The organism is Leclercia adecarboxylata (genome assembly GCF_023639785.1).
In the GTDB taxonomy this organism is placed as follows: domain Bacteria; phylum Pseudomonadota; class Gammaproteobacteria; order Enterobacterales; family Enterobacteriaceae; genus Enterobacter; species Enterobacter adecarboxylatus_D.
The window spans coordinates 1,752,691-1,774,791 of record NZ_CP098325.1 but is presented as its reverse complement, the minus strand read 5'-3'; the positions used below and the strand labels follow the sequence as shown (position 1 = coordinate 1,774,791).

Sequence of the window (22,101 nt, the reverse complement as noted above, 5' to 3'; positions counted from 1 at the left end):
GTCAGGTCACTATTATCCCGTAAACGAGAATATTTCCGTTTATCTCACTCTTTGCTAATAAATGTAGCTTATCAATGGGTAACAGGGATTGGCGATCGCAGAGGTTTCCCGTAGAATGTCCGCCCTCATTACGTTTCACCAAGGTGGTTAACCACAAACCCCGCTGCGATAAGTATTTGCAGCGTCTATATGGGACTGAATCAAAAATTGAATACACAACCAGCTTCACTGTCACCGTTGGTGCAACTGGCCGGAATTCGTAAGAGCTTTGACGGAAAAACCGTCATTTCCGACCTCGATTTAACGATCAACAACGGCGAATTTCTTACGCTACTTGGCCCGTCGGGCTGTGGTAAAACGACAGTGCTTCGCCTTATCGCCGGGCTGGAAAACGTCGACCGCGGTCATATCCATCTGGAAAATCAGGACATTACCCAAGTTCCTGCGGAACACCGCCACGTTAATACCGTCTTTCAAAGTTACGCTCTTTTTCCGCACATGACGGTTTTTGAAAACGTCGCCTTTGGCCTGCGGATGCAAAAAACCCCTATCAGTGAAATCACCCCACGCGTCACTGATGCCCTGCGCATGGTGCAGCTGGAAGCGTTTACCCAGCGTAAACCGCACCAGCTGTCGGGCGGACAGCAACAGCGTGTTGCCATCGCCCGCGCGGTGGTCAATAAGCCGCGCCTGCTGCTGCTGGATGAGTCCCTCTCCGCGCTGGACTACAAGCTGCGTAAGCAGATGCAGAACGAATTAAAAGCGCTGCAGCGTAAGCTCGGGATCACCTTTGTCTTTGTCACCCATGACCAGGAAGAGGCCCTGACCATGTCCGATCGCATCGTGGTGATGCGCGACGGCAAAATCGAGCAGGACGGCACGCCGCGCGAGATCTACGAAGAGCCCAAAAACCTGTTTGTTGCCAGCTTTATTGGCGAAATCAACATCTTCAGTGCTACCGTTATTGAACGCCTTGACGACCAGCGGGTACTGGCCAACGTCGAAGGCCGCGCCTGCAATATCTTCGTCAATTTTGCCGTAGCGCCGGGACAGCAGCTGAACGTCCTGCTGCGTCCGGAAGATCTGCGCGTCGACGAGATCCACGACGAAACCGAAGTCGAAGGTTTAATCGGCTACATTCGTGAGCGCAACTACAAAGGGATGACGCTGGAGTCGGTCGTTGAGCTGGAAAACGGCAAGATGGTGATGGTCAGTGAATTCTTTAACGAAGACGATCCTGATTTTGACCACTCGCTCAATCAAAAAATGGTCATTAACTGGGTAGAGAGCTGGGAGGTTGTGCTGGCTGATGAAGAACACAAGTAAATTCCAGAATGTGGTGATCGCCACTATCGTCGGTTGGCTTGTGTTGTTTGTCTTTTTACCCAACCTGATGATTATCGCGACCAGCTTCCTGACCCGTGACGATGCGCATTTCGTCTCGCTGGTCTTTACGCTGGAAAACTACGCGCGCCTGCTCGATCCGCTCTATTTCCAGGTGTTGCTGCATTCCCTTAATATGGCGCTGATGGCCACCCTGGCCTGCCTGGTACTGGGCTATCCCTTCGCCTGGTTTCTGGCGAAACTGCCCACGAAGGTGCGCCCGCTGCTGCTGTTCCTGCTGATAGTGCCGTTCTGGACCAACTCGCTGATCCGCATCTACGGCCTGAAGATCTTCCTCAGTACCAAAGGCTACCTGAACGAATTCCTGCTGTGGCTCGGAATCATTGAGACCCCAATCCGCATTATGTTCACCCCCGGCGCGGTGATCGTAGGGCTGGTCTATATCCTGCTGCCCTTTATGGTGATGCCGCTCTACTCCAGCATTGAGAAGCTGGACAAGCCTCTGCTGGAGGCGGCAAGAGATCTGGGTGCCAGCAAAATGCAGACCTTTATCCGTATCATCATCCCGCTGACCATGCCGGGGATCATTGCTGGCTGCCTGCTGGTGATGCTGCCGGCGATGGGGTTGTTCTACGTCTCCGACCTGATGGGCGGCGCCAAAAACCTGCTCATCGGCAACGTCATCAAGAGTCAGTTCCTGAATATTCGCGACTGGCCGTTCGGCTCCGCCACCAGCATCACCCTCACGCTGGTGATGGGCCTGATGCTGCTGATCTACTGGCGCGCGTCTCGCCTGCTTAACAGTAAAGGTGACCTTGAATGATCGGTCGACTGCTTCGCGGCGGTTTTATGACCGCCATTTATGCGTATCTCTACATTCCGATCATTATTTTGATCGTGAATTCATTTAACAGCTCGCGCTTTGGCATCAACTGGCAGGGTTTTACCACCCAGTGGTACAGCCTGCTGGTAAACAACGACAGCCTGCTGCAGGCGGCGCAACACTCCCTGACGATGGCGATCTTCTCGGCTACCCTCGCCACCCTGATTGGCTCGCTGACCGCGGTGGCGCTCTACCGCTACCGTTTTCGCGGCAAGCCCTTCGTCAGCGGCATGCTCTTCGTGGTGATGATGTCTCCGGACATCGTGATGGCCATCTCGCTGCTGGTGCTGTTTATGCTGCTGGGGGTGCAACTGGGCTTCTGGTCCCTGCTCTTCTCGCATATCACCTTCTGCCTGCCTTTTGTGGTAGTGACGGTCTACTCCCGTCTGAAGGGCTTTGACGTGCGGATGCTGGAGGCGGCAAAGGATCTGGGTGCCAGCGAGATGACCATCCTGCGCAAAATTATTCTGCCGCTGGCGATGCCCGCCGTGGCGGCAGGATGGCTGCTCAGCTTTACCCTGTCGATGGATGACGTAGTGGTTTCGTCGTTTGTCACCGGGCCGAGCTATGAAATTCTGCCGTTGAAGATCTATTCAATGGTGAAAGTCGGCGTCTCACCGGAGGTGAACGCGCTGGCGACCATTCTGTTGATGTTATCGCTGGTTCTGGTTATCGCCAGCCAGCTTATTGCTCGTGATAAAACAAAATCTCAGGGGACGTTAAAATGAAAAAATGGTCACGCCACCTGCTCGCGGCAGGCGCTCTGGCAATGGGTATGAGCGCTGCGCACGCGGACGACAGTAAAACGCTCTACTTCTATAACTGGACCGAGTATGTGCCGCCAGGCCTGCTGGAGCAGTTCACCAAAGAGACCGGCATCAAGGTGATTTATTCAACCTACGAGTCGAATGAAACCATGTATGCCAAGCTTAAAACCTATAAAGATGGCGCCTACGATCTGGTGGTCCCGTCGACCTATTTCGTCGACAAGATGCGCAAAGAGGGCATGATCCAGAAGATCGATAAAACGAAGCTGACCAATTTCTCAAACCTCGATCCGGAGATGCTCAACAAGCCGTTTGACCCGAATAATGATTACTCCATTCCCTATATCTGGGGTGCGACGGCAATCGGGGTCAACAGCGAAGCGATGGATCCGAAATCGGTAACGAGCTGGGCCGACCTGTGGAAACCGGAGTACAAAGGCGGACTGCTGCTGACCGACGATGCCCGGGAAGTGTTCCAGATTGCGCTGCGTAAGCTGGGGTACTCCGGTAACACCACCGATCCAAAAGAGATTGAAGCGGCTTACCACGAGCTGCAAAAACTGATGCCTAACGTCGCCGCCTTCAACTCTGATAACCCGGCCAACCCGTATATGGAAGGGGAAGTGAACCTGGGAATGGTGTGGAACGGTTCGGCCTGGGTGGCGCGTCAGGCCGGCACGCCGCTGGACGTAGTGTGGCCTGCCGAGGGTGGGATCTTCTGGATGGACAGCCTGGCAATTCCCGCCAATGCCAAAAACGTGGACGGAGCGCTCAAGCTGATTAACTTCCTGCTGCGCCCGGAAGTGGCGAAACAGGTGGCAGAGACTATCGGCTATCCAACCCCAAACCTCGCCGCCCGCAAGCTGCTGAGTCCAGAAGTGGCGAATGACAAGTCGCTCTACCCGGATGCGCAAACCATCAGTAAAGGCGAATGGCAGAACGATGTAGGCGACGCGAGCCGCCTGTATGAAGAGTATTACCAGAAGTTAAAGGCGGGGCGTTAAGTCCGGCAACAACGCCCGGTGGCGCTTCGCTTACCGGGCCTGCAACGGCGTAAACCCCAGGCCGGGTAAGCGAAGCGCCACCCGGCATATCACCGCGTTACAATCCCTTCAATAATTTATCCACGAACGCCGGCACCACTTCGCTTGCCAGACCGTAGGTTTTCTCTTCAAACTCGCTGCCAACCTGGCTCGGCTCAAGGTTCAGCTCCACCGTGTGCGCACCGTGCAGCTTCGCTTCGTGAACAAATCCCGCCGCCGGATAGACATGCCCGGAGGTGCCGATGGCGATAAACACGTCCGCCATCGCCAGCGCGCTGTAGATTTCGTCCATCCCCAGCGGCATTTCACCAAACCAGACCACGTGCGGGCGCAGCGCGGACGGGAACTGGCAGCAGTGGCATTTGTCGTCGCTGGTCACATCGCCGGTCCAGTTAAAGACCTGGCCGCTGCTGGAACAACGCACCTTAAGCAGTTCGCCATGCATATGGATCACGTTGCGGTTGCCCGCGCGTTCATGCAGGTTATCGATGTTCTGCGTTACCAGCAGAAAGCGGTCACCCAGGGCCTCTTCCAGCTTCGCCAGCGCCAGATGCGCCGCGTTAGGCGCGATCTCCGGCGACTGTAGCTGACGCCGGCGGGCGTTGTAGAACGCCTGCACCAGCTCAGGATCGCGGGCAAAGCCTTCCGGCGTCGCCACGTCTTCAACCCGATGCTCTTCCCACAACCCATCCGTCGCGCGAAAAGTTCGAATGCCCGACTCGGCGGAGATCCCCGCCCCGGTCAGGACCAACACTCTTGGTTTTTCCATCAGTTCTGGCATGGCCACATCCTGGAAGAAGATTCGCTGGCGTAAGCGCTCACGCAAGCGGCGTTTGTTTTTGCGAAAACGGCTGAGTCGAAGTGACCGACGCGACAACATAAAAACCTCGTATGGCTAACGGGTGAGATGGAGGAACGCGGCGCCGCGCATTCCCCCGGCATCGCCATGTCGCGCGCGCTCAATGCGCGGGACGCGGGCAACCGGCAACAGATGACGCGGCAACCGGCCGGACAACCGCTCGGCGATAGCCGTGAAGTTCGACAATCCCCCGCCGATCACCAGCAGGTCAGGATCGACAATGGTCAGGATGTTCCCCAGACACACGGCCAGCAGATCGAGATAGCGCTCGACGTGCTCAAGGGCCTGTTCATCACCCTGCTCCCACAGCGCAATGATCTCCGGTGCCTCACGTTTTTGATGATAGAAGTGTTCATAAAGCCATGCAAATCCACGGCCGGAGAGGTAATTTTCGATGCAGCCGTGCTGGCCGCAGCCGCAGCGGATTAACGGGAAATCGCGCCCGACCACCTCCAGGGCGTCCACCGGCAGACGAATATGACCAAACTCGCCGGTGATATAGCTGCGTCCGGTCACCGGTTTGCCGTCGACGACAATCCCCCCGCCCACACCGGTGCCGAGGATCAGGCCCATCACCAGCGGATACTGCTGGAACTCATCGTCCCAGGCTTCGGAGAGGGCAAAACAGTTGGCATCGTTGTCGAGGCGTACGTCGCGCTCAAGAAGGCGGGTCAGGTCGGCGCGCAGCGGCCTGCCGCTGGCAGCAGGAACGTTGGCGGCATACAGCGTACCGTCGTCGGTTTCCGGCATCCCCGGAATCCCAATCCCCACCGAGCCCTTCACGCCGAAGCGTTCATCGGCCTGGGCCACCAGCGCGGCAATGGCAGTTAAAAATTCATTGTAGCTGTCGCGGGGAGTGGGAACACGGGTTTCCCACTGCAGCTTCAGGTTGGTATCAAATACACCCAGCGCGATTTTAGTGCCGCCAATATCAAATCCGTAATACATAGTGCATTCCTCTTTTGACCCGGCAGCAACGCTCACCGGATCATGACGTAATTACTGGCCACTTAATACCCTCGCCGGATCAATTCGGCTTGCGCGACGCGCCGGATACCAGCTTGCCAGCAGACTCAGTAAAAGTGCCGTTACCAGCACATAAAAAACGTCCAGCCAGTGCAATTCAGACGGCAGGAAGTCAATAAAATAGATATCACCCGACAGGAACTGATGGCCAATCAGGGCCTCAATACCATTGATGATCGGCGTCAGCTGCAGCGAAACCACCACGCCGATGACCACACCGCACAGGCTGCCCAGCAGCCCCGCCAGCAGACCATACCAGACGAAGATGGCACGAATAAGACCGTCTTTTGCCCCAAGGGTGCGCAGCACCGCAATGTCGCCGCTTTTGTCTTTGACCGCCATCACCAGCGTGGAGACGATGTTAAAGCAGGCCACGCCAATCACCAGCACCATCGCCAGGTACATAATGGCGCGGATCATCTGGATATCACGATACATATAAACGTAAGTGCCGATCCAGCTTTTGATGTAGACGTAGCTGTCGGTCACTTCTCCGGCGTCGCGCACCAGTTTGTTAGCGTTAAAGACGTCGTTCACCTTGATGGCGATGCCGGTGACGCTGCTGCCCATATCCAGATACTGGCGGGCATCCTCCAGCGGCACCATGGCGAAGCTGTGATCCAGCTGACCGCTCAGCTGCAAAATGCCGGTCACATGCAGACGTACGCGCTTCGGCTGCTGCAGCTTATGATCGGCGCTGGCGTTCGGGATCATGATCGACACCCAGTCGCCCTGCTTCACCTTCAGCGCATCGGCCACGCCTTTACCGATAATGATCTGCTGGTCGCCAGCCTTAAAGTTCGCCCAGGCATCCTTCTGAATAAACTGCGGTAGCGCGCTGAGCTTCTCTTCCTGGCGCGGGTTGACCCCTTTCACCTGGATGGCGCGCAGGTTTGCGCCGCTCTCCACCAGCCCGGTGAAGTTGATATAGGGGGCGGCCGCGGCAATGCCCGGCACTTTTTCCACCTTATTCAGGGCGTCGTTCCAGTTGTTCCACGGCTGGTTAACCGGCTCGATTTCACCGTGCGGCACCACCGCCAGAATACGGTTGTTCAGCTCACGCTCGAAGCCATTCATGGCGCTGAGGCCAACGATCAGCACCGCCACACCCAGCGCAATGCCGATGGTGGAGATAACAGAGATCAGCGACACCATGCCGCTGCGGCGACGGCCACGGCTGAAGCGCAGACCGATGAGTAACGATAATGGTGAAGCCATCAATCAGCCCCCATCAGGGTCAGCTCGGTATTCAGATGCCCGTCACGCATCTCCAGCTGACGGGACATGCGTTTCGCCAGCTGCAGATCGTGGGTCACCACCAGAAACGCGGTACCCTGAGAGGCATTCAGTTCGCCGAGAAGCTGGAAAATGCTGTCGGCGTTGCGGGCGTCCAGGTTACCGGTGGGTTCATCTGCCAGCACCAGGCGCGGGTTGTTGACCAGCGCACGGGCAATTGCCACACGCTGGCGCTCGCCGCCGGAAAGCTCGGAAGGACGGTGATTGCCGCGATGGCCCAGCCCGACCGCTTTGAGCATATCGCTGGCGCGGGCGTTAATTTCCGCCGGTTTCTTTTTGCCGATCAGCAGCGGCATCGCCACGTTTTCCAGCGCCGTGAAATCGGGCAGCAGGTGGTGGAACTGGTAGATAAAGCCCAGCTCGCGGTTACGCAGGTCGGCTTTAGCGCTCGAGGACATGGTGCTCAGCGGCGTACCGGAGAAGATCACGTCGCCGGAGGTGGGGGTATCCAGCCCCCCGAGCAGGTGCAGCAGCGTACTTTTCCCGGAGCCGGAGGTGCCGACGATCGCCATCATCTCCCCAACGCCTACGTTGAAGCTGACATTGTGCAGGACATCCGTCTGCACCGTGCCTTCCTGATAGCGTTTGCACAGGTTGTCGCATTGCAACAGGATCTTATTCATAACGTAAAGCCTCAGCGGGTTGGGTGGCGGCAGCGCGCCATGAAGGATAGAGCGTGGAGAGTAAGGCAATGGCCATCGCGGCCAGCGCAATGCCCACTACCTGCAGCGGCTCAATGGCCACCGGCAGCGCCGCGCCGTCGAGCAGCGCGCCGATAATCGGCATTAAATTGTTCAGCTGGCTGGCAAGCAGCGTGCCGAGCACTGCGCCCAGCAGCGCCCCGACGATACCGGCGCTGGCGCCCTGCACCATAAAGACCGCCATGATCTGCCGCGGCGTCAGCCCCTGAGTTTGCAGGATCGCCACTTCGCCCTGCTTCTCCATCACCATCAGGCCAAGGGAGGTAATGATGTTAAAGGCGGCGACCGCGACGATCAGGCTCAGCAGGAGACCCATCATGTTTTTTTCCATCCGCACGGCCTGGAACAGCTCGCCCTTGCGTTCGCGCCAGTCCTGCCATTTGGTCCCTTCCGGCAGCGTCTGCTGGCTTAACACATCCACCTTCAGCGGCTCGTTAAGCCACAGACGCCAGCCGGTGATATTGCCCAGCGGATAGCGCATCAGGCGCGACGCGTCCTGGATATTGACCAGCATTTGATAGCCGTCCACTTCGCTGTTGGCGGCGAAGGTGCCGATCACGTTAAACAGGCGCTGGCTCGGCAGACGCCCCATCGGGGTGAACTGGCTGGCAGACGGCACCATCACGCGGAGCTGATCGCCGCGATTAACGCCCAACTGCCCGGCAAGCTGTTCGCCGAGGATCACATTGTACTGGCCGGGAGCCAGATCGGACTGTTTGACGTTAACCAGCCAGGGTGTCAGGGGATCTTTTTGCGCCGGATCGATGCCCAGCATTACCCCTACCGCCACGCTGCGCGCACTTTGCAGCACCACGTCACCGGAGGTGATCGGCGCCACGCGGCTTACGCCCTGCAGCCTGACGGCGCTTTCGGGCAGCTGTTGGGGATTCACCGACCCGCTGCTGGATGAGAGGATTGCCTGCGGCATCAGCCCCAGGATGTTATTTTGCAGCTCACGCTCGAAGCCGTTCATGACGGAGAGAACCGTCACCAGCGCCATCACGCCAAGCGTAATGCCAATGGTTGAAAGCCAGGAGACAAAGCGACCGAAGCGGTCCGCGGCGCGCCCGCGCATATAACGCAGGCCTATGAATAGTGCGACAGGTTGATACATGAAATCCGTCTGTTTGCTGATAGCAGACCCACGAGTATATAAGCGAATCCGCAAAGGGTAAATGACTGAAACCCTAAGCTTTGCTTACCATTTGTCTGAAAAAGCACGATAAATCAGCGTAATAACCGCATCTGCCATGTCCCCTGGCGCCCGGGGTTGTTTGCAGCTTTTCTGAAAATCGTACGGATACAGACTCTTACCCATTACATCCTGCCCGCCGCCCAACACACTTACCCGTTCGAACAAGGTAACAACAGGACCCGGTAAGCGATGAAACAAAAAACATTATGGATTAACCAGATTAAGGGGCTGTGCATCTGCCTGGTGGTGATATACCACTCGGTGATCACCTTTTATCCCCATCTGAACGCGCTGCACTCGCCGCTTTCGGCGCTGCTTGCCAAATGCTGGGTCTATTTCAATCTCTATCTCGCCCCGTTTCGCATGCCGGTGTTCTTCTTTATTTCAGGCTATTTAATCCGCCGCTATATCGACGAAGTGGACTGGAAAAACAGCCTCGATAAACGACTCTGGAGCATTGTCTGGGTTCTGATGCTATGGGGCGTGTTGCAGTGGCAGGCGCTGACCCATCTCAACGCCTGGCTGGCACCGGAGCGCGAACTTAACACCACCTCTAACGCCGCCTACGCGGACTCGCTGACCGGCTTTATCACCGGCATGCTCACCGCCAGCACCAGCCTGTGGTATCTCTACGCCCTGGTGGTCTATTTCACCCTCTGCAAGCTGCTGAGCCGCTGGAAATTGCCGCTGGTCGGGCTGCTGGCGCTGGCGAGCATCGCCATTAACTTTATGCCGCTGCCGTGGTGGGGGATGAACAGCGTGGTGCGCAATATGATCTATTACAGCCTGGGCGCATGGTACGGCGTGCAGCTGATGGCCTGGATGCAGGCCAGGGTGTGGCGGCGCGACTGGCTGGCGGTGACGGCTTTTGGGGTGGTCTCCGTTGTGCTCTGGTTCGCGAACGTTCCCCTGCCGCTGTCGCTGCTGTCAATTTTGCTGATCATGACCCTGTTCTCCCGCCTTGAGCAGCGCTTTCGCGTGGGGCCTGACAATCTGCTGAACGTGATTGGCTCAAATACCATTGCGATCTACACCACCCACCGCATTCTGATCGAAGGGATGAGCCTGTTTTTGATTCACGCGCTGAACGGTGGCGCCTGGCCGGTATGGGCGGAGCTAACGCTGGTGCTGTTCTACCCGTTTGCCAGCCTGCTGCTCTGTACACTGGTGGGCCTCGCCGCCCGCAAGCTCTCCAGCGCGGTGGCCGGAGATATTTTCTTTACGCCGCCTGCCCGCCTGACGCCGGTTCAGGCTGCACGCTAACGCCCCTCAGGGGGCGTCTTGTTCCTGTGTGCGGTTACGGTTTGCTAATGTAAAACGATCAAGGATAATAAAGACATTGTGTATCAGTGATATGCCCATAAGAGATCCTGACAAAGCCATGCCTGAACAAAATCGTTTTTCCCTGCCCGGCAAAGCGGGCGACCAACGCCAGTTGGGTGAACTGACCGGGGCAGCCTGCGCCACGCTGGTTGCGGAAATCGCAGAGCGTCATCAGGGCCCGGTGGTGCTGGTCGCGCCGGACATGCAAAATGCCCTGCGCCTGCATGATGAGATCCGCCAGTTCACCGATCAGCTGGTCACCAGCCTTGCCGACTGGGAGACCCTGCCTTACGACAGCTTCTCGCCGCACCAGGAGATCATCTCCTCGCGCCTCTCCACGCTTTATCAGCTGCCCACCATGCAACGGGGCGTATTGATTGTGCCAGTCAATACCCTGATGCAGCGCGTCTGTCCGCACAGCTATCTGCACGGTCACGCCCTGGTGATGAAAAAAGGCCAGCGCCTCTCACGGGACGGCCTGCGGGTGCAGCTCGACAGCGCGGGCTATCGCCATGTCGACCAGGTGATGGAGCACGGGGAGTACGCCACCCGCGGCGCGCTGCTCGACCTCTACCCGATGGGCAGCGCACAGCCTTACCGTCTGGACTTCTTCGATGATGAAATCGACAGCCTGCGTCTGTTTGATGCCGACACCCAGCGTACGCTGGAGGAAGTGGAATCCATCAACCTGCTCCCGGCCCATGAATTCCCGACTGACAAAACCGCTATTGAGCTGTTCCGCAGCCAGTGGCGGGACAAGTTTGACGTCAAGCGTGACGCCGAGCATATCTACCAGCAGGTGAGCAAAGGCACTTTGCCGTCGGGGATCGAATACTGGCAGCCGCTGTTCTTCAGCGAGCCGCTGCCCGCCCTGTTCAGCTATTTCCCGGCGAATACCCTGGTACTGAACACCGGCGATCTGGAGGCCAGCGCCAACCGCTTTGAGAGCGAAACCCGCGCCCGCTTTGAGAATCGCGGGGTCGATCCAATGCGTCCGCTGCTGGAGCCAGAACTGCTGTGGCTGCGCACTGACGAACTGTTCAGCGAGCTGAAACGCTGGCCGCGCGTGCAGCTCAAAACCGAAAGCCTGCCGGACAAAGCCGCCAACACCAACCTGGCCTACCAGGCACTGCCGGATCTGGCGGTGCAGGCGCAGAACAAATCCCCGCTGGATAACCTGCGTAAATTCCTCGAGTCCTTTACCGGCCCGGTGATCTTCTCTGTTGAAAGCGAAGGCCGTCGCGAGGCGCTGGGCGAGCTGCTCGGCCGCATTAAGGTGGCGCCAAAGCGGATCCTGCGTCTGGACGAAGCCAGCGGCAACGGGCGGTATCTGATGATCGGCGCCGCCGAGCATGGCTTTATTGATACCATCAACAATCTGGCGCTGATTTGCGAAAGCGATCTGCTGGGTGAGCGCGTGGCGCGGCGCCGTCAGGACAGCCGCCGCACCATCAACCCGGACACCCTGATCCGCAACCTGGCGGAGCTGCATACCGGCCAGCCGATTGTCCATCTGGAGCATGGCGTAGGCCGTTATGCGGGGATGACCACCCTGGAGGCGGGCGGCATCAAGGGTGAATACCTGATGCTGCTGTATGCCAACGACGCCAAACTTTACGTGCCAGTCTCCTCCCTGCACCTGATCAGCCGCTATGCGGGAGGCGCGGAAGAGAATGCCCCGCTGCATAAACTGGGCGGAGACGCGTGGGCAAGAGCGCGGCAGAAAGCGGCGGAAAAAGTGCGCGACGTGGCGGCGGAGCTGCTGGATATCTACGCCCAGCGTGCCGCGAAGGCAGGCTACGCCTTTAAGCACGATAAAGAGCAGTATCAGCTGTTCTGCGACAGCTTCCCGTTTGAAACCACCCCGGACCAGGCTCAGGCGATTAACGCCGTGCTTAGCGACATGTGTCAACCCCTGGCAATGGACCGCCTGGTCTGTGGCGACGTGGGCTTCGGTAAAACCGAAGTGGCGATGCGCGCCACCTTCCTGGCAGTCGAAAACAACAAGCAGGTCGCGGTGCTGGTACCGACCACCCTGCTGGCGCAGCAGCACTACGACAACTTCCGCGATCGCTTCGCCAACTGGCCGGTGCGCATCGAGATGATGTCACGTTTTCGCAGCGCCAAAGAGCAGGCGCAGATCCTGGAGCAGGCAAGCGAAGGCAAGATCGATATTCTGATCGGCACCCATAAGCTGCTGCAAAGTGATGTGAAGTGGAAAGATCTGGGCCTGCTGATTGTCGATGAGGAGCACCGCTTCGGCGTGCGCCACAAGGAGCGCATCAAAGCGATGCGCGCCGACGTGGACATCCTGACCCTCACCGCCACGCCGATCCCACGTACGCTGAACATGGCGATGAGCGGCATGCGCGATCTGTCGATTATCGCCACCCCGCCAGCCCGTCGACTGGCGGTGAAAACCTTTGTCCGCGAATATGACAATCTGGTGGTGCGGGAGGCCATTCTGCGTGAAGTGCTGCGCGGCGGCCAGGTCTACTATCTCTACAACGATGTGGAAAACATCCAGAAAGCGGCCGACCGCCTGGCGGAACTGGTACCGGAAGCGCGGATCGCTATCGGCCACGGTCAGATGCGCGAGCGCGAGCTGGAGCGGGTGATGAACGACTTCCACCACCAGCGTTTTAACGTGCTGGTCTGTACCACTATCATCGAAACCGGTATCGACATCCCTACCGCCAACACCATCATCATTGAGCGGGCAGATCACTTCGGTCTGGCGCAGCTCCACCAGCTGCGCGGTCGCGTCGGACGCTCCCACCACCAGGCCTATGCCTGGCTGATGACGCCGCATCCGAAAGCGATGACCACCGACGCGCAGAAGCGCCTCGAAGCGATCGCCTCGCTGGAAGATCTGGGCGCCGGTTTTGCGCTGGCAACCCACGACCTGGAGATACGCGGCGCGGGTGAGCTGCTCGGGGAAGATCAGAGCGGCTCGATGGAGACCATCGGTTTCTCACTTTACATGGAGCTGCTGGAAAACGCCGTCGATGCACTGAAGGCGGGGCGCGAGCCGTCGCTGGAAGATCTCACCAGCCAGCAGACGGAGGTGGAGCTGCGCATGCCTGCCCTGCTGCCGGATGATTTTATTCCCGACGTCAATACCCGTCTGTCGTTCTACAAGCGTATAGCCAGCGCCAAAGACGAAGCCAGCCTGGATGAAATTAAGGTGGAGCTGATCGACCGCTTTGGCCTGCTGCCGGATGCGGCGCGTAACCTGCTGGATATCGCCCGTTTACGCCAGCAGGCGCAGAAGCTGGGGATCCGCAAGCTGGAAGGGAATGAAAAAGGTGGCACAATTGAGTTTGCCGAGAAGAACCATGTCGATCCGATGTGGCTCATCGGTCTGCTGCAGAAACAGCCTCAGCACTTCCGGCTTGATGGCCCGACGCGCCTGAAGTTCACTCAGGATCTGGCGGAACGGAAAACCCGTATGGAATGGGTATGCAACTTTATGCGCCAGCTTGAAGAGAACGCCGTAGCCTGACCCAGGGCCGGGCGAGCGCATCGCCCGGCCTCATTCGCCCCTGCAATTTACAACTCTTTGCAATCCACCTGGACTTCCCGACAGACTCATTCGCCATAATTATCTATTAACGTTTAGATAATAATAATCTTTATTGCTATGGATTCTGGTGATGATGAAAACGTCGCGTTTTACCCGTTGGATATCGCTGGTTGCGCTCCTCGCAACTGTGGCTCTTGCCCTGCCCGCCCGGGCGAATACCTGGCCCCTGCCCCCGGCGGGGAGTCGGCTGGTGGGCGAAAATCGTTTTCACGTGGTGGAGGACGATGGCGGCTCGCTGGAAGCCATTGCCAAAAAATATAACGTCGGTTTCCTTGCCCTGCTGCAGGCAAATCCGGGCGTTGATCCCTACGTTCCGCGCGCGGGCAGCGTTCTGACAATCCCACTGCAAACCCTGCTCCCCGACGCGCCGCGGGAAGGGATCGTGATCAACCTTGCCGAACTGCGGCTCTACTATTACCCGCCGGGTAAAAATGAGGTAACGGTTTACCCTATCGGCATTGGGCAACTAGGGGGCGATACCCTGACCCCAACGATGGTGACCACGGTGTCGGACAAACGCGCCAATCCCACCTGGACCCCGACCGCCAACATTCGCGCCCGCTATAAAGCTCAGGGCATCGACCTGCCTGCGGTGGTGCCTGCCGGGCCGGAAAACCCGATGGGGCATCATGCCATTCGCCTTGCGGCCTATGGTGGGGTGTATTTACTGCACGGGACGAATGCCGATTTTGGTATCGGCATGCGCGTGAGCTCCGGCTGTATTCGCCTGCGGGACAATGACATCGAGACGCTGTTCCGTGTTATCCAGCCAGGCACTAAGGTCAATATTATGAATACGCCGATTAAGGTGTCAGAAGAGCCTGGCGGCGTGCGTCTGGTCGAGGTGCATCAGCCGCTGTCGAAGCAGTTGAATGACGATCCGCAGACCCTGCCGATTGTCCTCAATGCCGCCCAGCAGGGCTTTAAAGCCAGCGCCGATAAAGGGGTGATGGAGCGCGCGATGGAAGCGCGTTCGGGAATGCCCGTGGACGTAACGCCACATCCCGCCGCCCAGGCAATGTAACCTGGATAAACAAAAACGCTCTGCACAGGCAGAGCGTTTTTTTTCGCAGTGGCATTAATGAGGGTTAAGCCATGCTTATTTGTAGATTACTGCAGTACCGTGCAGGTTGTTCGGGCCGGTGACGGAAGTAATACGGTAGGATTTTGCACCCATTTCATCCGCTTTTTGCGCTAACTGGCTTTCCAGAGAGCCCAGGTTAGTCCCACCATTCGCGGCGATTGTGCCCACTTTATGTTGATCGGCAGGGGTAGACTGGACCTGTACTGCTGCAACGCTGGCAAATGAGAGTGAGCTTAGTACGGCGGCGGCGATCAGTGTTTTTACGTTTTTCATAATAGAGACCTTTTGCAAGTGAACGGGATGTCGTAAGCATTAACTTAACGATCGATAACAAAATGATAGATGTGATCTGCATCACACGTCAATGCATTTTTATAACGATCATTAAAATAATTTTAAAAGCGTTAAAATTCATATTGATATGGTAAATAAATTTTTATCCATTCAGCGCTGGTCGCAGAAAGGGATTATTTTTATAATGGTCGTTCAACAAACCAACAGAGGTACAACGGCTCATGACAACCGATGACACGCGTTGCGAAAAGAAAAGCCGTGGCCGACCAAAAGTGTTCGACAGGGAAGCGGCGCTGGATAAGGCCATGACGCTGTTCTGGCAGCATGGGTATGAAGCCACATCGCTGGCAGACCTGGTTGCCGCGACGGGGGCGAAAGCGCCTACGCTGTATGCAGAATTTACCAATAAAGAGGGGCTGTTCCGCGCGGTACTGGATCGCTATATCAGCCGTTTCGCCGCGCGCCATGAAGCGCAGCTGTTTTGCGAAGAGAAGCGCGTCGAACAGGCGCTGGAAGACTATTTCACCGCGGTGGCGACCTGCTTTACCAGCAAAGATACGCCTGCGGGCTGTTTTATGATTAACACCTCGGCGACGCTTGCGGCCTCTTCAGAAGAGATTGCCCACACGGTGAAGTCGCGCCATGCCATGCAGGAGGAGACGCTGAGCCGGTTTTTACAGCAGCGTCAGCAGCGCGGTGAGATCCCGGCCCGGTGCGATCCCCACAAGCTTGCCCAGTACCTGAGCTGCATTTTACAGGGGATGTCGATCAGCGCCCGGGAAGGCGCCAGCCTGGAAAAATTGCAGACCATTACACAACTTACCCTGCGCCTGTGGCCTGAACTACTGAAAGCCTGACCACTTCAGGGCGGCATGCCGCCCTGATCCCACCTCTTCTCCCTGCTGCTTCCACTATACTTCTTCAAAGCCTGGTAAAAACTCCACCCCTGGCTCTGCTGTTTGCTATCCTTAAGTGTGTGATTATTGATGTGCTAATGATTAGGCGCATGCGTTATAGCGAAGATGTTCTGGCTATACACATTCAGAAGGAGAATATAAATGATTTTGCTATTACCTTTGTTCAAGGTGTTAATAGTGATTACATTGTTATTCGGTCTCTGGGTTTTATGTGGTGGGTCAGTGTTATTTGCCTTTCTTTCCGTACTGATAACGGGATTTTTGTTGCTACGCCAGTATCACGAATTCGACCTTTAACCACTGCTACCCTGCTGTCTCCCTGAGAAAGACCTTAGTCCTGGCGTGACTGGCCGGGTGTTAAGGTCTTTTTTATGCGCAAAAAAAGCTCCCCAGCCTGAGCGAATGGGGAGCTAAATGCAGAGAACAGATTTTTTTATGCTTTGTTATTCAGTACCAGCTGGCCATCGCTGTTAAGCGGTATCTGGGTGCCAGGATCTTTATCCATGCGGATCTTGCCCTGCTGATCGCCAATTTTGTAGGTCACATCATAGCCGAGCATTTTTTCTGATTTGTCATAGACCGTCTTACAACGCTGCTGCGTCGTGGTATAGGTATCGCGCTCCTGCAGGGCTCCCTGGGCCTGGTTGCCGGCGTAACCGCCACCTAACGCCCCCACGACCGTTGCCACATCTTTACCGCGGCCGCCACCGAACTGGTGTCCAATCACCCCACCGGCGACTGCACCGAGAACAGAACCGGCGATGCGGTTTTCATCCTGTACAGGGCGGCGGTGGGTTACAGTGACGTTGCGGCACTCCTGGCGCGGTGTTTTCACCGTCTCTTTAATAGGTGTAGCCGAAACCACCTGCGCATATTGTGGGCCACGTTCGAATACATTAAGACTGGCAACAGCCGCCACACCTAATGCGGCAACCACGCCAATCCCTATACCTGCCATCATGGATTTATTCATGTGACGTTCTCCTTCTTATTGCTATTAGTAACAATTTTGCAACGAAAGGTGTGCGCAGGCAAATCAGAGAAAGGATTAAAAATGTGGGGGCAAGCGCAAAAAAAGCGGGTTTAGGAGAACTCTTAGACCCTCAGGGCGCATTTCACAGAACGATATGCTGAAAAGCCCCTCCGCCGGGTGCGGAGGGGCAAAGGACTTAGTGCAGTTTCAGTCGCGGACGGATCACACGGTTGATGCTGCCAACGACCATCATCAGCCCGGTTTTGAAGTAGCCGTGCAGCGCGACCTGGTGCATACGGTACAGGGAGATGTAGACGAAGCGGGCGATACGCCCCTCGACCATCATTGAGCCGCGCATCAGGTTCCCCATCAGGCTGCCCACGGTGGAGAAGTTCGAGAGCGAGACCAGTGAACCGTGATCTTTATAGACGTAGTTCTTCAGGGTTTTGCCCTTCGCCTGGGCCAGGATGTTATGCAGCGCCAGGCTGGCCATCTGGTGGGCGGCCTGAGCACGCGGTGGTACAAACCCGCCTTCCGGACGGGCGCAGGATGCGCAGTCACCGATAGCGTAAATGTCCGGGTCACGGGTGGTTTGCAGCGTTGGCTCAACCACCAGCTGGTTGATACGGTTGGTTTCCAGCCCGCCGATCTCTTTCATGAAATCAGGCGCTTTGATCCCTGCCGCCCAGACCATCAGATCGGCTTTGATGTGCTCGCCATCTTTGGTGTTCAGGCCATACTCATCGGCACTGGTCACCATCGTCTGGGTCAGAACACGCACGCCCAGCTTGGTCAGTTCGCTGTGTGCGGCGCTGGAGATACGCGGCGGCAGCGCAGGGAGGATGCGTTCGCCCGCTTCCACCAGCGTCACGTTCAGCGCGTCGTTGGTCAGGCCTTTGTAGCCGTAGCTGTGCAGCTGTTTAACCGCATTGTGCAGCTCAGCAGAGAGCTCAACACCCGTTGCGCCACCGCCGACGATAGCGATATTCACCTTGCCGCTTGCGCCGAGGTTATTGGAATACTTCAGGAACAGGTTCAGCATCTCCTGATGGAAACGACGCGCCTGGTGCGGGTTATCAAGGAAGATGCAGTTCTCTTTCACGCCCGGCGTATTGAAGTCGTTAGAGGTACTGCCCAGGGCCATCACCAGGGTGTCATACGCCAGCTTGCGCTCCGGCACCAGTAGCTCGCCCTTCTCGTCACGCAGCTCTGCCAGCGTAATGGTTTTGCTTTCACGGTTGATATCGACCACTGAACCCAGCTGGAACTGGAACCCGTGGTTGCGCGCATGCGCCAGATAGCTCAGCGCGTCCACGCCCTCGTCCAGAGAGCCGGTGGCGACTTCGTGCAGCAGCGGTTTCCAGAGATGGCTGTGGTTGCGATCGACGAGCGTAACTTTCGCTTTTTTGCCACGGCCAAGCTTCTTACCCAGCTGCGTAGCCAGCTCGAGCCCGCCTGCGCCGCCGCCCACAATCACTATCTTTTTCAATGGTGTAGTCAACGTGACCCCCTAAATTATTAACCAATTGTTAACTAAAAGTTATTAAAATAACCTTTAATTAACAACAGGTTACAGCACTGAAACCATTCAACCGTCATGAGAATAACATGTTCGGTGCATTGGTCATACCAAAATTGATGTGCATCAAGTTTTGCCGCTTGAAATTCACCCAAGCTTAGCAAAAAGAAAGCCCGGCTCACGAAAGTGGCCGGGCTTAGGGGAAAAAATGAGCCTTATCCTAAGGTCTTGAACGCTTTGATACGCTGCAGATGGGGGGCAATATTTTTGAACTTGTGCGTCTGCTCTTCGTCCCAGACAATTTCGTAGTAGTGGTGCAGCAACTCCGCTGTGCGGGGGCTGTTCAGCGCCTCATCGTTGCGGGAGAGGATCACCAGACAGCGATCGCGGTTTTTCTCACGGAAATTGCTCACGCACTTGGTGGCGATATCAACATACTCTTCCGGCCTGTCGATTTTGCCTTCCATGTTCTCGTTGGGAAACAGGTTAGGATTGAACACCACCTGGCGAATATCACACAGGAACCCAATGCGCTCGGCCCAGTAACCTCCCAGGCCGACGCCACAAATCAACGGACGGTCGTCAATATTCAGCTGCAGCATTTTGTCCACTTCTTTCAGCAGATGCTGCATATCATGCTTCGGATGGCGCGTGCTGTAACTAATCAGACGCACATCCGGATCGATAAACTGCAATTGCAGTACTTTCTCGTGATTACCGGGACTGTTCGAATCAAAACCGTGCAAATAGATGATCATCGTATCCTCGCCACACTACGCTTGTCAGGAGGGATTACTGCCCCGCTTTATGCGCTTCCCAGCGCTCATGAAGCGCTTCCAGCTGCGCGTTCACGGTTTTCCAGCGTGCGGAACTCCTCAGCTCCTGACGGCTAAAAGAACCTTTATGATACAATTGTGTAACACGTTCAGCCTTGATCGGCGACAGGTTATCTAACACGCTCACCGCGCCTTTACGATTATTGCAGACCAGGATCATATCGCAACCTGCGTCCAGCGAGGCCTGACCCCGCTCGGCGTAACTGCCCATGATCGCCGCCCCTTCCATCGACAGATCGTCGGAAAAAATCACCCCGTTAAACCCCAGTTCCTGACGCAGGACGGTTTTCAGCCAGTGCGGAGAGCCGCTGGCCGGACGGTCATCGACATCAGGGTAGATGACATGTGCGGGCATGATGGCGTCGAGCTTGTTGTCGCTGATAAGTGATTTGAAAATCGACATATCCCGGGCGCGGATCTCCGCCTGCGGCCGCAGGTCGCGCGGGGTCTCTTTATGAGAGTCCGCCGTGACGGCACCATGACCCGGGAAGTGTTTACCCGTGGTTTTCATCCCGGCTTCGTGCATCCCGTCGATAAAGCGGGTCGCCACCTGCAGCGCTTTTTGCGGTTCATCATGATAAGAACGCTCGCCGATGGCGGCGCTGATATGGCCCACGTCCAGCACCGGGGCGAAGCTGATATCAATATCCATAGCGATCATCTCGCTGGCCATCAGCCAGCCCGCCTCCTGCGCCAGCTTGCCGCCCTCTTCCAGCCCGAGCAGTGCCGCAAACGACTGGGCAGCAGGCAGACGGGTAAACCCGTCACGAAAACGCTGTACGCGGCCCCCCTCCTGATCCACCGCCACCACCAGCCGGTGATGGGAAGCGTCGCGGATCTGGCGTACCAGCTCGCGAAGCTGCGCCGGATCGTGATAATTACGCGCAAACAGGATCAGGCCACCCACCAGCGGATGCGCCAGAATCTCGCGCTCCTCCGCATCCAGCTCATAACCTTCCACATCCAACATGACCGGACCCACACGAACCTCTCTTATTCTCTCGTTTCTAACTGGCGCCAGACTTCATCGGCCAGGGTGATAAATTGTTTGTCTTGTGATTGCTGCCAGCGCAGCTCAAACCAGCCGGCCATCAGCATCAGCACCCAGGGGCGCCAGCGCTTAACCTGACGCCGTAGCTGCGTCAGGTTAAGCTGTGCTACCCGGGCATAAGCGGCGAGCAATGCCTGACGCTCTGCGTCATCGTCGGTCCAGACGCTGGCAAGCTCCAGCGCCACGTCGCCGTCACCGGCGTATTCCCAGTCCAGCAATCGACTGCCGACGTCCGTATGCACGATATTACCCGCATGAACGTCCATATGCAGCGGTGCCAGGCGCAGCGGGCGCGGCTCGCCCCGTTTTAGCAGGCGTTTGTGCCATCGCAGCCATAACGTCGTGCGGCGAGAGGGCGAAGCCTGTAGCCAGTACTGTTCCAGTAGCGGCATCAGGGTGATGCGCCAGCCAAACGTCGGCTGCTGATGGAGATGATACAGCATTGCGGCAAGCGCAGGTGCGGCGGGCAGCGCGGTTTTGATATCCCCCGCCAGATAATCCACCGCCATCCATCCAGGACTGTAAAAGCGTGGCTGGGGGGCTATATCAGCGGGAAGATGGCGCAGGGCATGGTACTGACGGCGAAAATGGGCGGGCGTGGCCAGCGCATCATGGCTATGGCGCAGCACCAGACGGTGCCCTGCATGCTCAATTATGCAGCTCGCGCCGCTCAACCCGGCGTGGGCTGGCGGCGCGATGATGCGATACTGCGGGAAATAGCGCGACAGCAGGGTGTCGCGCGTCAGGTTACTGTTGCTGAACTGCACCTTTACCCGACCAGATAATTTCACCTGTCTGAACCAGCATCAGCTGCATCTGCAGCGCCGGGGAGTTGACGTTACCGGTCGCGCTGGAATACAGCACGTACTGCGCACCCACGTTACGGGCAATGCCGATGGCTTTACTGCGCGAGCCCAGGCTGTCCTGCGGAGAGAGGCCCAGTTGCTGTTTGGCCACTGCGAGCTGCTGCGCGGATACCAGCGTGAACTTGCCGTTGTTCGCCAGGGCATTACGCAGCGTTTCGGTGGCTTCACTGGCATTCAGGCTGCCGTTAGTACGGTTGTTGACGCTGTCCACCAGCAGCACGCTGCCCGCAGTCACGCCCTGCGCCTGCAGCATCTTGCCGACCATCGGCTGCATTGCGCCGTTCCAGTCGTAATGACGTTCACGCGGTGTAGGCTGAGCGGGCTGTTCCTGATGTTCAATCGGGCCTGGCTGCTCCGGTACGGACGGCACGGTTGGAACGGTTGGAACGGGCTGGGTTGGCTGAACCGGCTGCCCGGTGCCCGGTTTGGCCTCTTCCACCGGTGCTGGCGGTTGCTCAGTGCGGCTAATACAGCCCGACAGGAACAGTGCAAAAGCCGTGACAAGCGCGTAACGACTGATGTTATTAATCAAAATTCA

Annotated in this window: 20 protein-coding genes; 8 read left to right on the top strand and 12 right to left on the bottom strand. The window is 57.2% G+C overall.

Features of this window, described 5'->3' with window-relative positions:
- The first annotated feature begins 189 nt into the window (after nucleotides 1–189).
- Genes potA through potD form a run of 4 tightly spaced genes read left to right on the top strand, consistent with a single transcriptional unit; the run spans nucleotide 190 to nucleotide 3,998 of the window.
- Complete coding sequence (potA, locus tag NB069_RS08305) at nucleotides 190–1,326, top strand: spermidine/putrescine ABC transporter ATP-binding protein PotA (protein ID WP_250588913.1); 1,137 nt, start codon at nucleotides 190–192, stop codon at nucleotides 1,324–1,326.
- Complete coding sequence (potB, locus tag NB069_RS08300) at nucleotides 1,310–2,167, top strand: spermidine/putrescine ABC transporter permease PotB (protein ID WP_250588912.1); 858 nt, start codon at nucleotides 1,310–1,312, stop codon at nucleotides 2,165–2,167. The genes potA and potB overlap by 17 nt, the downstream gene beginning before the upstream one ends.
- Nucleotides 2,164–2,955, top strand: coding sequence for a spermidine/putrescine ABC transporter permease PotC (gene potC, locus NB069_RS08295; RefSeq protein ID WP_250588911.1), 792 nt, complete (start codon nucleotides 2,164–2,166; stop codon nucleotides 2,953–2,955). The genes potB and potC overlap by 4 nt, the downstream gene beginning before the upstream one ends.
- Nucleotides 2,952–3,998 carry a spermidine/putrescine ABC transporter substrate-binding protein PotD gene (gene potD / locus NB069_RS08290; protein WP_250588910.1) on the top strand — a complete coding sequence of 349 codons (1,047 nt, stop codon included), beginning with the start codon at nucleotides 2,952–2,954 and terminating at the stop codon, nucleotides 3,996–3,998. The genes potC and potD overlap by 4 nt, the downstream gene beginning before the upstream one ends.
- Before the next feature lie 97 nt (nucleotides 3,999–4,095).
- Here potD and cobB read toward each other — a convergent pair whose 3' ends face one another.
- From cobB to lolC, 5 genes are read right to left on the bottom strand one after another with little or no spacing between them, the layout of a single operon-like run.
- Complete coding sequence (gene cobB, locus NB069_RS08285) at nucleotides 4,096–4,917, bottom strand: Sir2 family NAD+-dependent deacetylase (protein ID WP_250588909.1); 822 nt, start codon at nucleotides 4,915–4,917, stop codon at nucleotides 4,096–4,098.
- A gap of 15 nt (nucleotides 4,918–4,932) precedes the next feature.
- Complete coding sequence (gene nagK / locus NB069_RS08280; protein ID WP_250588908.1) at nucleotides 4,933–5,844, bottom strand: N-acetylglucosamine kinase; 912 nt, start codon at nucleotides 5,842–5,844, stop codon at nucleotides 4,933–4,935.
- A gap of 51 nt (nucleotides 5,845–5,895) precedes the next feature.
- Nucleotides 5,896–7,140, bottom strand: a complete 1,245-nt coding sequence (lolE, locus tag NB069_RS08275) for a lipoprotein-releasing ABC transporter permease subunit LolE (protein WP_250588907.1) — start codon at nucleotides 7,138–7,140, stop codon at nucleotides 5,896–5,898.
- Nucleotides 7,140–7,841: a lipoprotein-releasing ABC transporter ATP-binding protein LolD gene (lolD, locus tag NB069_RS08270; protein WP_250588906.1), complete on the bottom strand. Its 702-nt coding sequence runs from the start codon at nucleotides 7,839–7,841 to the stop codon at nucleotides 7,140–7,142. The genes lolE and lolD overlap by 1 nt, the downstream gene beginning before the upstream one ends.
- Nucleotides 7,834–9,033 carry a lipoprotein-releasing ABC transporter permease subunit LolC gene (gene lolC, locus NB069_RS08265; RefSeq protein ID WP_250588905.1) on the bottom strand — a complete coding sequence of 400 codons (1,200 nt, stop codon included), beginning with the start codon at nucleotides 9,031–9,033 and terminating at the stop codon, nucleotides 7,834–7,836. Before lolC ends, lolD begins: the two co-directional genes overlap by 8 nt.
- Before the next feature lie 270 nt (nucleotides 9,034–9,303).
- Between lolC and NB069_RS08260 the strand changes: the two genes are divergently transcribed.
- From NB069_RS08260 to ldtC, 3 genes are all read left to right on the top strand, one after another.
- Nucleotides 9,304–10,377: an acyltransferase family protein gene (locus tag NB069_RS08260; protein ID WP_250588904.1), complete on the top strand. Its 1,074-nt coding sequence runs from the start codon at nucleotides 9,304–9,306 to the stop codon at nucleotides 10,375–10,377.
- 118 nt (nucleotides 10,378–10,495) lie between these two features.
- Nucleotides 10,496–13,942, top strand: coding sequence for a transcription-repair coupling factor (gene mfd, locus NB069_RS08255; RefSeq protein ID WP_250588903.1), 3,447 nt, complete (start codon nucleotides 10,496–10,498; stop codon nucleotides 13,940–13,942).
- A 151-nt stretch (nucleotides 13,943–14,093) separates the two neighbouring features.
- Complete coding sequence (gene ldtC, locus NB069_RS08250) at nucleotides 14,094–15,047, top strand: L,D-transpeptidase LdtC (protein ID WP_250588902.1); 954 nt, start codon at nucleotides 14,094–14,096, stop codon at nucleotides 15,045–15,047.
- Between the two features lie 75 nt (nucleotides 15,048–15,122).
- Here the strand turns inward: ldtC and bhsA are convergent, their stop codons facing one another.
- The gene (gene bhsA / locus NB069_RS08245; protein ID WP_250588901.1) at nucleotides 15,123–15,380 is read right to left on the bottom strand and encodes a multiple stress resistance protein BhsA; all 258 of its coding nucleotides are present in this window, start codon (nucleotides 15,378–15,380) and stop codon (nucleotides 15,123–15,125) included.
- 242 nt (nucleotides 15,381–15,622) lie between these two features.
- Between bhsA and NB069_RS08240 the strand changes: the two genes are divergently transcribed.
- Complete coding sequence (locus tag NB069_RS08240) at nucleotides 15,623–16,258, top strand: TetR/AcrR family transcriptional regulator (protein ID WP_250588900.1); 636 nt, start codon at nucleotides 15,623–15,625, stop codon at nucleotides 16,256–16,258.
- Between the two features lie 493 nt (nucleotides 16,259–16,751).
- Here NB069_RS08240 and NB069_RS08235 read toward each other — a convergent pair whose 3' ends face one another.
- The 6 genes from NB069_RS08235 to lpoB form a co-directional block, all read right to left on the bottom strand.
- Nucleotides 16,752–17,291 (bottom strand): glycine zipper 2TM domain-containing protein, encoded by a 540-nt coding sequence (locus NB069_RS08235; RefSeq protein WP_250588899.1) that lies wholly within the window; start codon nucleotides 17,289–17,291, stop codon nucleotides 16,752–16,754.
- 196 nt (nucleotides 17,292–17,487) lie between these two features.
- Nucleotides 17,488–18,792: an NAD(P)/FAD-dependent oxidoreductase gene (locus NB069_RS08230; protein WP_250588898.1), complete on the bottom strand. Its 1,305-nt coding sequence runs from the start codon at nucleotides 18,790–18,792 to the stop codon at nucleotides 17,488–17,490.
- Nucleotides 18,793–19,025: 233 nt separating this feature from the next.
- A complete protein-coding gene (ycfP, locus tag NB069_RS08225) occupies nucleotides 19,026–19,568 on the bottom strand; it encodes an alpha/beta hydrolase YcfP (RefSeq protein WP_250588897.1) in 543 nt (180 codons plus the stop codon).
- Nucleotides 19,569–19,602: 34 nt separating this feature from the next.
- The gene (gene nagZ, locus NB069_RS08220; RefSeq protein ID WP_250588896.1) at nucleotides 19,603–20,628 is read right to left on the bottom strand and encodes a beta-N-acetylhexosaminidase; all 1,026 of its coding nucleotides are present in this window, start codon (nucleotides 20,626–20,628) and stop codon (nucleotides 19,603–19,605) included.
- An 11-nt stretch (nucleotides 20,629–20,639) separates the two neighbouring features.
- A complete protein-coding gene (thiK, locus tag NB069_RS08215; protein WP_250589475.1) occupies nucleotides 20,640–21,464 on the bottom strand; it encodes a thiamine kinase in 825 nt (274 codons plus the stop codon).
- Nucleotides 21,445–22,095 (bottom strand): penicillin-binding protein activator LpoB, encoded by a 651-nt coding sequence (gene lpoB / locus NB069_RS08210; protein ID WP_250588895.1) that lies wholly within the window; start codon nucleotides 22,093–22,095, stop codon nucleotides 21,445–21,447. Before lpoB ends, thiK begins: the two co-directional genes overlap by 20 nt.
- Nucleotides 22,096–22,101: the final 6 nt, after the last annotated feature.

Excerpts from the sequence above, each read along its gene's own strand:
- potA (WP_250588913.1), top strand. The coding sequence starts at position 190 with ATGGGACTGAATCAAAAATTGAATACACAACCAGCTTCACTGTCACCG.
- potB (WP_250588912.1), top strand. The coding sequence starts at position 1,310 with ATGAAGAACACAAGTAAATTCCAGAATGTGGTGATCGCCACTATCGTC.
- potC (WP_250588911.1), top strand. The coding sequence starts at position 2,164 with ATGATCGGTCGACTGCTTCGCGGCGGTTTTATGACCGCCATTTATGCG.
- potD (WP_250588910.1), top strand. The coding sequence starts at position 2,952 with ATGAAAAAATGGTCACGCCACCTGCTCGCGGCAGGCGCTCTGGCAATG.
- cobB (WP_250588909.1), bottom strand. The coding sequence starts at position 4,917 with ATGTTGTCGCGTCGGTCACTTCGACTCAGCCGTTTTCGCAAAAACAAA.
- nagK (WP_250588908.1), bottom strand. The coding sequence starts at position 5,844 with ATGTATTACGGATTTGATATTGGCGGCACTAAAATCGCGCTGGGTGTA.
- lolE (WP_250588907.1), bottom strand. The coding sequence starts at position 7,140 with ATGGCTTCACCATTATCGTTACTCATCGGTCTGCGCTTCAGCCGTGGC.
- lolD (WP_250588906.1), bottom strand. The coding sequence starts at position 7,841 with ATGAATAAGATCCTGTTGCAATGCGACAACCTGTGCAAACGCTATCAG.
- lolC (WP_250588905.1), bottom strand. The coding sequence starts at position 9,033 with ATGTATCAACCTGTCGCACTATTCATAGGCCTGCGTTATATGCGCGGG.
- NB069_RS08260 (WP_250588904.1), top strand. The coding sequence starts at position 9,304 with ATGAAACAAAAAACATTATGGATTAACCAGATTAAGGGGCTGTGCATC.
- mfd (WP_250588903.1), top strand. The coding sequence starts at position 10,496 with ATGCCTGAACAAAATCGTTTTTCCCTGCCCGGCAAAGCGGGCGACCAA.
- ldtC (WP_250588902.1), top strand. The coding sequence starts at position 14,094 with ATGATGAAAACGTCGCGTTTTACCCGTTGGATATCGCTGGTTGCGCTC.
- bhsA (WP_250588901.1), bottom strand. The coding sequence starts at position 15,380 with ATGAAAAACGTAAAAACACTGATCGCCGCCGCCGTACTAAGCTCACTC.
- NB069_RS08240 (WP_250588900.1), top strand. The coding sequence starts at position 15,623 with ATGACAACCGATGACACGCGTTGCGAAAAGAAAAGCCGTGGCCGACCA.
- NB069_RS08235 (WP_250588899.1), bottom strand. The coding sequence starts at position 17,291 with ATGAATAAATCCATGATGGCAGGTATAGGGATTGGCGTGGTTGCCGCA.
- ycfP (WP_250588897.1), bottom strand. The coding sequence starts at position 19,568 with ATGATCATCTATTTGCACGGTTTTGATTCGAACAGTCCCGGTAATCAC.